The organism is uncultured Microbacterium sp., assembly GCF_913776565.1.
Taxonomy (GTDB): domain Bacteria; phylum Actinomycetota; class Actinomycetes; order Actinomycetales; family Microbacteriaceae; genus Microbacterium.
Window position 1 is genome coordinate 1 of sequence record NZ_CAJYPF010000146.1, and the last position, 11,451, is coordinate 11,451.

General features: G+C 74.0%; 12 protein-coding genes, 1 pseudogene and 2 riboswitches. Of the genes and pseudogenes, 7 read left to right on the forward strand and 6 right to left on the reverse strand.

The features are described 5' to 3' along the window. The 5 genes and pseudogenes from thiE to QZ433_RS07925 form a co-directional block, all read right to left on the reverse strand. Positions 1 to 710 (reverse strand): thiamine phosphate synthase (gene thiE, locus QZ433_RS07905; protein WP_295781617.1); only part of this gene is annotated, 710 nt, incomplete at its 3' end. A gap of 230 nt (positions 711 to 940) precedes the next feature. Continuing rightward, positions 941 to 1,711, reverse strand: a pseudogene (gene thiM, locus QZ433_RS07910) (hydroxyethylthiazole kinase); the annotation flags it as partial. After that, positions 1,703 to 1,794, reverse strand: a riboswitch (TPP riboswitch). Its footprint overlaps the pseudogene before it by 9 nt. 45 nt (positions 1,795 to 1,839) lie before the next feature. Then, positions 1,840 to 2,055, reverse strand: a complete 216-nt coding sequence (locus tag QZ433_RS07915; protein ID WP_366761900.1) for an SDR family oxidoreductase — start codon at positions 2,053 to 2,055, stop codon at positions 1,840 to 1,842. Between the two features lie 83 nt (positions 2,056 to 2,138). After that, a complete protein-coding gene (locus QZ433_RS07920) occupies positions 2,139 to 2,495 on the reverse strand; it encodes a GntR family transcriptional regulator (protein WP_295781620.1) in 357 nt (118 codons plus the stop codon). A gap of 7 nt (positions 2,496 to 2,502) precedes the next feature. Beyond that, positions 2,503 to 4,239 (reverse strand): D-alanyl-D-alanine carboxypeptidase, encoded by a 1,737-nt coding sequence (locus tag QZ433_RS07925; RefSeq protein ID WP_295781622.1) that lies wholly within the window; start codon positions 4,237 to 4,239, stop codon positions 2,503 to 2,505. Positions 4,240 to 4,277: 38 nt separating this feature from the next. After that, a riboswitch (TPP riboswitch) is annotated at positions 4,278 to 4,388 on the forward strand. Between QZ433_RS07925 and QZ433_RS07930 the strand changes: the two genes are divergently transcribed. The 3 genes from QZ433_RS07930 to QZ433_RS07940 all read left to right on the forward strand — a co-directional run bounded on the left by QZ433_RS07930 (position 4,381) and on the right by QZ433_RS07940 (position 7,261). After that, on the forward strand, positions 4,381 to 5,019 hold the full coding sequence (locus tag QZ433_RS07930; RefSeq protein WP_295781625.1) for an ECF transporter S component: 639 nt from the start codon (positions 4,381 to 4,383) through the stop codon (positions 5,017 to 5,019). It overlaps the preceding riboswitch by 8 nt. Continuing rightward, a complete protein-coding gene (locus QZ433_RS07935) occupies positions 5,019 to 6,467 on the forward strand; it encodes an ABC transporter ATP-binding protein (RefSeq protein WP_295781627.1) in 1,449 nt (482 codons plus the stop codon). The genes QZ433_RS07930 and QZ433_RS07935 overlap by 1 nt, the downstream gene beginning before the upstream one ends. A gap of 80 nt (positions 6,468 to 6,547) precedes the next feature. Further along, a complete protein-coding gene (locus tag QZ433_RS07940; RefSeq protein ID WP_295781643.1) occupies positions 6,548 to 7,261 on the forward strand; it encodes an energy-coupling factor transporter transmembrane protein EcfT in 714 nt (237 codons plus the stop codon). A 243-nt stretch (positions 7,262 to 7,504) separates the two neighbouring features. On the opposite strand, the gene QZ433_RS07945 is transcribed toward QZ433_RS07940, so the two are convergent. After that, the gene (locus QZ433_RS07945) at positions 7,505 to 7,999 is read right to left on the reverse strand and encodes a GNAT family N-acetyltransferase (protein WP_295781629.1); all 495 of its coding nucleotides are present in this window, start codon (positions 7,997 to 7,999) and stop codon (positions 7,505 to 7,507) included. A gap of 74 nt (positions 8,000 to 8,073) precedes the next feature. Between QZ433_RS07945 and QZ433_RS07950 the strand changes: the two genes are divergently transcribed. The 4 genes from QZ433_RS07950 to QZ433_RS07965 form a co-directional block, all read left to right on the forward strand. After that, entirely contained in the window at positions 8,074 to 9,042 is a 969-nt protein-coding gene (locus QZ433_RS07950; RefSeq protein WP_295781632.1) for a hypothetical protein, read from the forward strand. Between the two features lie 45 nt (positions 9,043 to 9,087). Further along, complete coding sequence (locus tag QZ433_RS07955) at positions 9,088 to 9,849, forward strand: SDR family NAD(P)-dependent oxidoreductase (protein ID WP_295781635.1); 762 nt, start codon at positions 9,088 to 9,090, stop codon at positions 9,847 to 9,849. Then, positions 9,846 to 10,622 (forward strand): enoyl-CoA hydratase-related protein, encoded by a 777-nt coding sequence (locus QZ433_RS07960; protein WP_295781637.1) that lies wholly within the window; start codon positions 9,846 to 9,848, stop codon positions 10,620 to 10,622. The genes QZ433_RS07955 and QZ433_RS07960 overlap by 4 nt, the downstream gene beginning before the upstream one ends. Continuing rightward, on the forward strand, positions 10,619 to 11,451 hold an 833-nt coding region (locus QZ433_RS07965; RefSeq protein ID WP_295781639.1), incomplete at its 3' end, for an NAD(P)-dependent oxidoreductase. The genes QZ433_RS07960 and QZ433_RS07965, both read left to right, overlap by 4 nt.

The following is an 11,451-nucleotide window of genomic DNA, read 5'->3' on the forward strand; positions in this document are numbered from 1 at the left end:
GGGGACGCGCTGTCGGTCGTGCCGGGTGCGCCTCGGCCGCCGGTGGGCGCGTGGGTCGCACCGCTCGCCCACGCCGCGCGCAGCTCGCGTACGACGGCGCCCGGGTCATCCGCGCCGCTCACGGCCGAGACGACGGCGACTCCCGCCGCGCCCGCGGCGCGCAGCGCGGCGACGTCGTGGACGCCGATGCCGCCGATCGCGACGCACGGAAGGGCGGTGGATGCCGCCAACCCGCCGAAGCCGTCGACGCCCAGGGGCTGCGGGTGATCGGGCTTGGTCGTCGTCGCGCGGATGACCCCGACCCCGAGGTAGTCGATCGTGCCGACGGGCAGCGCCGCCGCGGCGGACAGGTGTTCGAGCGTGTTGGCCGTCCACCCGACGAGTGCGTCGGGGCCGAGCAGGGCGCGTGCCGCGTCGACCGGCAGGTCGCTCTGACCGAGGTGGATGCCGTCGACCCGGGCGGGCCCGGTGACGCGATCGCGGGCCGCGAGGACCACGTCGAGGCGGTCGTCGACGACGAAGGTGCAGCGTCCGGCGACGACGTCCGCGAGGTCGAGGGCGCGAGAGAGCAACTCGCCGCCGGAGGCCTCTTTGTCGCGCAGTTGCACGACCGAGACCCCGGCGATGACGGCGGCGTCGACGATGTCGCGCAGCAGCCAGAACGGCACGCGATGGTCGGTGACGAGATGCAGCGACAGGTCGGCGGTCATCGCGCGACCCCGTCCGTGCGGACGGTGGTGGCGAGCGGTGTCACGGCGGATTGGCCCCGCGCGGTGTCGTCGGGCGGGGTGTCGTCGGGTGCGGTGTGATTAGGCGTGGCGTGATCGTGTGCGGTGTGATCGGGCGCGGTGTGATCGGGTGCGGTGTGATCGGGCGCGGTGGTGGCGTCCGGCGCGGCGGGCACGACGAGATGCGCCGGCGACAGGGCGGCGCGGGCCTCGAGGTCGGCCGGGGTGAGGGCGGCGAGCTCGTCGAGGAACGCGACGGCGAAGGAACCGGGTCCCCGCGAGGCGGCGGCGGCGCGCTCCGACGCCACGGCCCAGACCGTGCTGGCCGCGACGGCGGCGTCGAAGGGGGACACCACGGCGACGAACGAGGCCATCGCCGCCCCGAGGGCGCAGCCTCCGCCGGTGACCCGGGTCAGCAGGACGCTTCCCCCGGCGATGCGCGCTTCGTGCGCGGCATCCACGATCAGGTCCGTCTCGCCCGAAACGGCGACGACGCCGCCGGTCAGGCTCGCGAGGTGGTGGGCGGCGTCGCGGGCGTCGTCGGGGGAGTCGGTGGCGTCGACGCCGCGACCGCCCGCTCCCGTGCCCGCGAGGGCGAGGATCTCGCTCGCGTTTCCGCGGATGATCGCCGGGCGCGCGGCGAGCAGCTCGTGAGCGAGGGCCGTGCGGACCGGGAGGGCGCCGACCGCGACCGGATCGAGCACCCACGGGGTTCCGGCGGTGACGGCTTCGCGCGCCGCGGCACGTTGCTCGGCGGTCGGGGTGCCGAGGTTGACCAGGACGCCGCCCGCGATGCCGGCGAAGAGCCCGGCCTCGTCGGGGATGTCGCACATGGCGGGAGCCGCTCCCAGGGCGAGCAGGGCGTTGGCGGTGAAGTTGGTCACCACCGCGTTGGTGATGCACTGCGTGAGCGGCGATGCCCGGCGGAGCGTCTCGAGGGCGCGCGCGGGGGTGGACGGAGACGACGACGTGCGAACGACCATTCGCGACATCCCTTCGCTAGTACGAACTAGATCAGGTTCGACGGGTGTGTTCTCAGCCCTGGAGGGCACCCCGTGTCACTGCGGGCGACGCTAGCACGCGGTGACGGCGCGTGTCGCGGCGATCGTGGTCAGGCGGAGAAGCCGCCGTCGGTGTGCAGGAGCTGACCGCTGACCCAACGACCGGCGTTCGAGAGCAGGAAGGCCGTGACGTCGGCGATGTCCTTCGGCGTCCCGAGGCGGCCGAGCGGCTGTCGGGCCGTGAGGGCGGTCCGGGTGTCGGCATCCATCCATCCGGTGTCGATCGGGCCGGGGTCGAGCCTGGTGGCTTCGACAGGCTCAGCCACCTCTCGAGGGGTCGCGTCCGCTCGGGGGCCGGTGGCTCCGACGGGCTCAGCCGCCTCGCCGGGACGCGTCTCGCCGGATCGGGTCACCGGTCGCGCAGCGCCGCCCGGACCAGCTCGACGGCGTCCTCGGCCGAGACCCCGAGGCGACGAACCGCCTCGACGTAGTCGCGCGCGGCCCCGGCGGCTCGAGCGGATGCCGCATCGGCACCCTTCACGAACGTGCCGGCGCGACCGCGCGTCTCGACGTAGCCCGCTTCCTCGAGCTCCTTGTAGGCCCGCGCGACGGTGTTGGCGGCCAGATCCAGCTGCGTCGCCAGCGTGCGCACGGGCGGCAGGCGGGTGCCGACCACCAGCGACCCGTCGTCGATCCGGGCGATGATCTGCGCCCGCACCTGCTCGAACGGCGGCGTGGGGGAGGTGGCATCCAGGGAGAGGTCCATCGCGTCCTCAGTCGTTCAGGCCGAACAGATCGAGGGGGTGCGTGAGGCGCCACCACGGATCGGGCGGTTCGATCTCGCCCGCGAGCTGCGCGTCGACGGTCGCAGCGTCGACGGGACCCGTCGCGGTGAGGGTGCCGACGGTGTCGCCGGGCTGCGTGCGATCGCCCAGGTCGAAGCGGGTCGAGGTGTTGGCGCTGCCGCCGTTCCACAGCACGACGGTGGCATCGGATGCCGTGACGATGTCGACGTCATCCCCCCACAGCGTCTCGACCTTGCCGACGACGGTGCCCGCCGTCACCGACGGGCGGGGCTGCAGCTCCTGCTCGAGGCGGGCGAACAGGTCGCGCGCGGCCTGATTGCGCGCATCGGGACCGGGCTGACCGAGGACCGCCGCATAGGCGCGGACCGTGGCGTCGCCGACGGTGATGTCTTTGGCGGTGAGCAGGTTCCAGGCGTCGAGCGTGCCGGTCTTGACGCCGATGACGCCCGGATCGGACAGCAGGGCGTTGCCGTTCGAGAACGTTCCGGCTCCCGGAAGAGTGAATTCGGGGGTGCGTACGATCTCGGCGATCACCGGGTTGGCGAGCGCCCGCTCGGCGAGGGCGATGAGCGCGGCCGGCGTCGCGGTGTTGCCGGCTTCGATGCCCGTCGGGTTGACGATCGTGATGCCCTCGATCCCGCGTTCGGCGAGGTAGGCGTTCGCGGCGGCCGAGAATTCGGCATCCGAGGGGAAGAGGTCGGATGCCAATCGCTGCGCGTAATTGTTCGCGGAGGCGATGAGCATGCCCTGGAGCATCTGCAGCTCGGTGAGGCTGCCGTCGACGGGAACGTCGAGCGACGATTCGCCGCGGGCACGGTACTGCCAGTAGTCGGCGCTGTCGGCCTGGGTGAAGGCGTAGGACGCGCCCTGCTCGCCGGGGGCGAGGGGGAGCCGGTCGAGCACGACCAGGGCCGTGACGACCTTGGTGATGCTCGCGATGGACTCGGGCGCGCTCGCGGTGGACGACAGCGTCCCGGCCACCCCGTCGATCGCGATGGCCGCTTCGCCCTGGGCGGGCCACGCGGGCTGCGCGGCAGGGGCGACCGTTGGCTGCAGGATCACCGCGCGCGCCTGCGGGGCGACGGCGTTCAGCGGCCACAGCAGGGTCGTCGCGGCGTACGCGGCCAGCAGCAGCACCAGAAGGACGGGCGGGATCACGGTCGCGGGGCGCAGCCGTCGGCGCCGAGCGCCCGCGAGCAGGTCGGTCTGGCGGGCCGTGGCCCCGGACACGACGAACGCGGGGGAGGGGCGGGGGTCGCCGGCGGCGTCGGGGTCGACCCAGGCGAGCGCGCCGATCACGACGGGCGCGGGGGCTGCGGGCTCCGACGCGGGGGTCTCGCTCGCGTCCGGGGCGGGGGCTGCGGGTCCGGACGCGGGGGTCTCGCTCGCGTCCGCGGCGAGGGTCGATCCGTCGCTGTCGGTCGAGGCTGCGTCCGCGCCCTGCGCACCGGCCGGAAGGCTCGCCGCCTCCACGTGCGACGCGCCCGCGTCATCGCGCACGGCCGGGGTCATGGCATCCCGGGGCTCCCGCACCGCGCTCAGGTCACCCGAGGTCGACAGGGCGGGTCCGAGGGACGGAGCGGGACCGAGGGGAAGCGCCGGCCCGAGGGGCTGGGCGTCGGACGCGCCCTGCGGCGATTCGCCCGGGATCGCAGCGTTCCGCTGGCGTCGCGCGCGTCGCGTGGCCGGGATCTGCTCGTGCACCCGCCCACGCTACCCCGGGTCCGGTGTCTATACTCGTCAACACCACCCACGGGAGTCCGGTGATCCGGGCTGAGAGGAAGCGAATCCACGCTTCGACCGTCGAACCTGATCCGGATCATGCCGGCGCAGGGAGGAGATCACATGCACACGTCCACGTCTGCCCGCACGACCGTCGCTTCGGACGCGCTCGCCGCGAACCGCTTCCGCTGGCGCGTCGTCGACATCGTCGTCGCCGCCGTCCTCGGCGTCGCGATCGGCCTCGTCTTCTGGGGATGGAACACCGTCGGCGGGCTCTGGTTCGTCGCGATGGACGGCCTCACGCCCGGCCTCGGCGGGATCGCGGTCGGCATCTGGCTGCTCGGCGGCGTCATCGGCGGCCTCGTCATCCGCAAGCCCGGCGCGGCGCTGCTGGTCGAGCTGATCGCCGCGATCGTCTCGGCGTTGATCGGCAACGTCTGGGGGGTGACGACCATCTTCTCGGGGCTGGCCCAAGGGCTGGGTGCCGAGCTGATCTTCCTCGCCTTCCTCTACCTGCGCTTCACCCTGCCGGTCGCGATGCTCGCGGGCGCCGGCGCGGGTGTCGGCGCGTGGGTGCTGGAGCTGTTCCTCACCCCCAACCTCGCCAAGACGGTCGAGTTCAACCTCATCTACCTCGGAAGCCTCATCGTCTCGGGGGCCCTGCTCGCGGGCGTCGTCGGATGGTTGCTGGTGCGCGCGCTCGCCGCGACGGGGGCGCTCAGCCGGTTCGCCGCCGGGCGGGACGCGCGCCGCGACGTCTGATGGCGGGCGCCGCGCGCGTCGACGTCGAGGGCTGGGGCTGGCGGTACGCCGGACGCAAGCTCCCCGCGACGCGTGACGTCTCGCTGACGATCGAACCGGGCGAGCGCGTCCTGCTGCTCGGTGCGTCCGGCGCCGGCAAGTCGACGCTGCTCGCGGGCCTCGCGGGTCTGCTCGGCGGCAGCGACGAGGGCGAGCGCACCGGGCGCATCCTCGTCGACGGCCGGGCGCCCGAAGCGCAGCGCGGTCGCATCGGCCTCGTCCTGCAGGACCCCGAGGCCGGGATCGTGCTGTCGAAGGTGGGAGACGACGTCGCCTTCGGGTGCGAGAACCTCGGCGTCCCCGCGGCGCAGATCCCCGCCCGGGTCGCCGAGGCCGTGGCATCCGTGGGCCTCGCCGTGCCCCTCGACCGCCCCACGGCGGCCCTGTCGGGCGGGCAGAAGCAGCGTCTGGCCCTGGCAGGAGTGCTCGCGATGCGCCCCGGGCTGCTGCTGCTGGACGAACCGACCGCCAACCTCGATCCCGACGGCGTCGGCGAGGTGCGCGCCGCGGTCGAGACGGTCGTGGCGCGCGAGGGCACGACCCTGGTGCTCATCGAGCACCGCACCGCCGTCTGGGTCGACCTGATGACGCGCGTGATCGTGCTGGCGCCGGGCGGCGGAGTGCTCGCCGACGGACCGCCCGCGCGGGTGTTCGCCGATCACGGCGACGACCTCGCCGCCGCCGGCGTATGGGTGCCCGGGCGTCCCGTCGATCTCGCCCTGCCGACGGCGCCCGGATCGACGGATGCCGCGCTCTCGACGACGTCGCTGGCGATCGGCCGCGAGCGCCGCACGGTCGTCGCCGCGGGTCTCGACCTCACCGTGCCCGCCGGGGCGGGGACCGTCGTCACCGGCCCCAACGGCGCCGGAAAGTCCACCCTCGCCCTCACCCTCGCGGGGCTGCTCCCCGAGCTCGCGGGCGAGGTCGTCGCCGGCCCGAATCTCGCCGCGCGCGGCGGCACCCGCCCCTCGCGGTGGCGCTCGACCGAGCTGCTGACGCGCATCGGCACCGTCTTCCAGGAGCCCGAGCACCAGTTCCTCGCGGCGACCCTGCGCGACGAACTCGCCGTCGGCCCGCGGGCGCTGAAGATGTCGGCGGCGCAGGTCGACGAGATCGTCGACGAGCTTCTCGAGCGGCTGGATCTGGCATCCCTCGCCCTCGCCAACCCCTTCACGCTGTCGGGCGGGCAGAAGCGTCGCCTGTCGGTGGCGACGGTGCTGGCCGCCTCGCCCGCCGTGATCGTCCTGGATGAGCCGACCTTCGGGCAGGATCGCCGCGGCTGGCGCGAGCTCGTCGGCCTGCTGCAGCGCGAGGTCGCGCGCGGGCGCACCGTCGTCGCCGTCACGCACGACGCCGACGTGATCCGTCACCTCGGCCAGCATCGGATCCAGATGGGGGATGCCGCGTGACCGGCGGTACACGGGTGGCGGCCCCCGCGCCCACCGCTGCGGCCTGGCTCGATGGCGTCAATCCCGTGACCAAGGTCGCGATGGTGATCGTGCTCGCCGTGCCGCTGCTGGTGTCGCTGGACGCGGTCAGCGCCGGGGTGGCGATCGCGCTCGAGCTGCTGTGCGTGCCGCTCACCGGCGTCGCCGCCGCCACCGTGCTGAAGCGCCTGGTGCCGGTGCTCGTCTTCGCCCCCGTCGCCGGACTGAGCATGCTGCTGTACGCCCGCCCCGGCGGGACCGTGCACGGCACGTTCCTGTTCGCGACGGTCAGTGACGATTCGCTCGCCCTGTCGCTCGCGGTGATGCTGCGCGTGGTGGCGCTGGCGCTCCCGCTCATCCTGCTGTTCGCCCGCACCGACCCGACCGAGCTCGCCGACGCCCTGGCGCAGGTGGCGAAACTGCCGAGCCGCTTCGTGCTGGGCGTCCTCGCCGGGGCGCGGACGGTGGGGCTGTTCGTCGACGACTGGCGCACGATGGCCCTGGCCCGCCGCGCGCGCGGGCTCGGCGACCGTGGCGCGATCCGCCGCTTCTTCGGCATGGCCTTCGTGCTGCTGGTGTTCGCGGTGCGTCGCGGCACCGCGCTCGCCACGGCGATGGAGGCCCGCGGCTTCGGCGCCGACGTCGAGCGCACGTGGGCGCGCCCGTCGACGCTGTCGTCTCGGGATGCCGTGGCTCTCGCCGGGGCGGCGGTTCTCGTCGCGGCCGCTCTCGGCGCCGCGGTCGCGACCGGGGCGTTCCGGGTGGTGGGGACGTGACGCCCCGCCTCCCCCCGCTCCGTCCCGCTCCGTCCCGCCGGACCCGGTGAGGTGCCCGTCGAGACCGCACGTGATCGCCGAGCCCGCTTCCCTTGGGCGGCATGGGCCCACGGTCTCGGCGAAAGGCTGCGGTCTCGGCGCCGGGCGGGCGCCGGGCGGGCGCGGGGCGGGCGCGGGCGGGCGGCGGGCGGGCGCCGGGCAGGCGCCGGGCAGGCGCCGGGCGGGCGCGGGCGGGCGGGCGGCTCAGAACACGTACTCGAAGCAGAGCGAGCGGGGCATTGTCTCGATGTACGGCTCGTACACGGGGATGGGCGTGAAGCCCGACGCCGCGTACATGCGCAGCGACTCGGGCTGCATCCGTCCGCTCTGCAGGATCACGCGCGCGGCGCCGCCGCGGCGGGCGCGATCGACGACCTCGGCGGTCAGCGCCCGACCGACACCGCGGCGCCGGGCCGCGGGGACGACGATGAGGCGTTTGAGCTCCCACTCCGCGCCGAGCCGGCGCAGCATCACGTGGCCGAGCGGGGTGCCGTCGGCATCCACGGCGAGCAGTGTGGCCACGATCTGTTCGGGATGCACCGCCAGAGCGGCCGCGCGCTTCGCGGCGAACGCCGGGGTGTCGTCGGCGTCGGCGTCGCGGTAGCGCTCGTCGAGGTCGGCATCCAGCAGACGCCGCAGCGAGATCGCGCGGGGGTCGTCGACCTCGACGCTCGCGATACGGAAGCCGGTTTCGATCACGTTTCGAGCCTACGTGCCCTCGGCCGTCCGCGACCGGTGCCGGCCGGGGGCAGAATGAGCGGTGGGGAGGTGCGATGGAGCTGTCGTGGGGTCTGCTGGCGGTCTGCGCCGCCGTGGCGTCCGTCGTGATGTTCGTGGCCATGCCGCGCATCGGCACGCCCGCGCCCATGATCCTCTTCCTGCGGTTCGTGGCGGTGTCGGGGGTGACGGCCGTCGGCTCCAGCGCGATGTACTTCATCTACACGGCCGCCGGCGGCATCCTGCCCCTGGTGCTCGGCGACGTCGCGATGGTGCTCTCGCCCGCGCTGCTCACGGTGGCGGTGGCCGTCCTCGACGGACGCCGCGCCCGCGTCACCTCGGCGGCCGTCCTCGCGCTCACCCTGATCGTCGCCATCGTCACGGCGACCGTGCCGCTGCCCGCTTCGCTCGCGGTGAAGGCCATCGCTCTCGCCCTGGCGTCGGGCGCCTGCGCGTGGGCGTGTGCGCGGTCGCGGATCGAGCCCTTCGGCCCGATCCGCGTGATCGGGATCGTCACGGCGGTGTTCGCCGTGTACTGCGCGGCGAGGGTCGTCGTCGCGTTCGCAGCCGGGTGGGACTCCGGTCTGTACCGCTCCGGGTTCTCGTTCGCTCCCGCGACCGTCCTGGGCGCGGTGGCGGTGGTCGCCATCGGCGCCGCGGTGATCCGTCTGCGCTTCGCGGCGCCGCCCCGGCGTGATCCGGTCGTCTGCCCGGCGGGATCCGCGGTCGTCATCGGCGACTGGGATCTGGCCTCGGCGGCCTACGGACCCGAGCGCGTGCGCGAACTCGTCACCGAGCTGCGCGTCGCTGCTCGCGACCTCGACCCCCACGCTCTGGACGTGCCCCGGGGTGCGGAGCTGTCGACCCCGGGCGCTCTCGCCGCCGTGGGTTCCCACCTCGCCACGGTGTACCGATGGAAGCCCGAAGAGGTCATCCTGCTGGTGGACGGAGCGGCGACGGCCGCGATCCGCACGCATCCGGTGCGCGCCTGGCAGCGGAACCTGCGCCGCCGCGCACGAGCCTGAGTCTCGGCTAGGGTGGGACCCGGTTTCAGCTTCGAAGGAGAACGCATGGACATCACCGGAGCCTCGGCCCTCGTCACCGGGGGCGCCTCGGGACTGGGTCTGGCCACCGCGCGCCGTCTCGCCGACGCCGGGGCGCACGTCACGATCGTCGACCTGCCCTCGTCCGCGGGAGCGTCGATCGCCGACGAGCTCGGCGGGTCGTTCGTCGCCGCCGACGTGACGGATGCCGACCAGATCGCCGCCGCGGCCGCCCGCGCCGCCGAGGCGGGTCCTCTGCGCGTGGTCGTGAACTGCGCCGGGATCGCCCCGCCGGCCAAGGTGCTCGACCGCGAGGGCGTGCCGACCTCGCTCGCCGACTTCGAGCGGGTCGTCCGGGTCAACCTCGTCGGCACGTACAACGTCATCGCGCAGACCTCCGCGGTCATGGCGCAGACCGAGCCCACCGCCGGCGGTGACCGCGGCGTCATCGTCAACACCGCCAGCGTCGCGGCCTTCGACGGACAGATCGGCCAGCCCGCCTACTCGGCGAGCAAGGGCGGCGTGCACGCGATGACGCTGCCCATCGCGCGCGAGCTCGCCCGCCACGGCATCCGCGTCGCCACCATCGCCCCCGGCATCATGGAGACGCCCATGCTCAAGGGTCTGCCGCAGGCCGCCCAGGACTCCCTCGGGCAGCAGGTGCCCTACCCGTCGCGGCTCGGCGCCCCCGACGAGTACGCGCGCCTCGTCCTCGCCATCGTCGACAACGGCTACCTCAACGGTGAGACGATCCGCCTCGACGGCGCGATCCGGATGGCTCCGAAATGACCGACGGCATCCTGCTCTCGGTCCGGGACGGCCTCGCCCGGGTCACCTTCGACCGGCCCGCCTCGCTCAACGCGATGGACTTCCCGATGGCGCGCCGCTGGCGCGACGTCGCGCACGAGGTGACCTCCGACGCGTCCGTCGCAGCGGTGATCCTGGATGCCACCGGCCCCGCGTTCTGCGCCGGCGGCGACGTCGTGGCGATGTCGACCACGGGCGCGACGGGTGCCGAGGTCACCGAGACCGCCGCGGCGATCCACGACGGGATCCGGACCTTCGTCGAGGCCCCCCTGCCGATGGTCGCCGCCGTCCAGGGGGCGGTCGCGGGCGGAGGCCTGGGCCTCATGCTCACCGCCGACTACGTCGTGGCGAGCGAGAACGCCCGCTTCGTCAGCCGGTACGCCAACATCGGTCTGACCCCCGACCTCGGCGTCTCCACGCTGCTGCCCGCCGCGATCGGGCAGCGCCGCGCGCTGCAGCTGCTGCTGCAGGATCGGATGCTGGATGCCGCCGAGGCCCGGGACTGGGGACTCGTCGCCGAGGTCGTGGCATCCGCCGATCTCGCCGCGCGCGCCGACGAGATCGCCCGCTTCTGGCTCGACGGGGCGACCGCGGCGTTCGGTCAGGCCACCCGGTTGGTGCGGGCGGGGGCCGGTCGCACGTTTGCCGAGAACCTCGACGACGAGGCCGCCACCATCGGCGCGGCCTTCGAGACCCCCGAGGCGCGCGCCCGCGTCGCGGCGTTCGCCGCCGCCTCCGCGAAAGGACGCTCATGACTACGCTCGCAGGCACGACCATCCTGATGTCGGGCGGCAGCCGTGGCATCGGCCTCGCGATCGCCCTGCGCGCGGCCCGCGACGGGGCGAACATCGCGATGCTCGCCAAGACCGACACGCCCCACCCGAAGCTCGAGGGGACCGTGCACACCGCCGCCGACGCCATCCGTGCGGCGGGCGGGCGGGCGCTGCCCATCGTGGGCGACGTGCGCGACGAGGACTCCATCGCCGAGGCCGTCCGCCGAACCGTCGCGGAGTTCGGGGGGATCGACGTCGTCGTCAACAACGCCAGCGTCATCGATCTGTCGGGGTCGCTCGATCTCGCGACGAAGAAGTACGACCTCATGCAGGACGTCAACGTGCGCGGCACCTTCCTGCTCTCGCGCGCAGCCGTGCCGCACCTGCGCGAGGCGTCGAACCCGCACATCCTGTCGCTGTCGCCACCGCTGAACGTCACACCGAAGTGGCTCGGCGCGCACACGGGCTACAGTCTCGCGAAGTTCGGTATGACGATGGCGACGCTGGGGCTGGCGGCCGAGTTCGCGGATGCGGGGATCGCCGCGAACACCCTGTGGCCGCGCACGACGATCGCGACCGCCGCGGTGCAGAACGTCATCGGCGGTGACCGACTGATGCGCGTGTCGCGCACGCCGGAGATCTACGCGGATGCCGCGTACGAGGTGCTGCGCGCCCCCTCGCGCGAGCGCACCGGGCAGACGCTGATCGTCGAGGACGTGCTGCGCGCGGCCGGCGTGACGGACTTCTCGGGATACGCGGCGGTGCCGGGCACGCCCGACGAGGCGATGTACCCGGACATCTTCCTGGACTG

Excerpts from the sequence above, each read along its gene's own strand:
- QZ433_RS07920 (WP_295781620.1), bottom strand. The coding sequence starts at position 2,495 with ATGGACCTCTCCCTGGATGCCACCTCCCCCACGCCGCCGTTCGAGCAG.
- QZ433_RS07930 (WP_295781625.1), top strand. The coding sequence starts at position 4,381 with ATGCACACGTCCACGTCTGCCCGCACGACCGTCGCTTCGGACGCGCTC.
- QZ433_RS07935 (WP_295781627.1), top strand. The coding sequence starts at position 5,019 with ATGGCGGGCGCCGCGCGCGTCGACGTCGAGGGCTGGGGCTGGCGGTAC.
- QZ433_RS07940 (WP_295781643.1), top strand. The coding sequence starts at position 6,548 with ATGGTGATCGTGCTCGCCGTGCCGCTGCTGGTGTCGCTGGACGCGGTC.
- QZ433_RS07950 (WP_295781632.1), top strand. The coding sequence starts at position 8,074 with ATGGAGCTGTCGTGGGGTCTGCTGGCGGTCTGCGCCGCCGTGGCGTCC.
- QZ433_RS07955 (WP_295781635.1), top strand. The coding sequence starts at position 9,088 with ATGGACATCACCGGAGCCTCGGCCCTCGTCACCGGGGGCGCCTCGGGA.
- QZ433_RS07960 (WP_295781637.1), top strand. The coding sequence starts at position 9,846 with ATGACCGACGGCATCCTGCTCTCGGTCCGGGACGGCCTCGCCCGGGTC.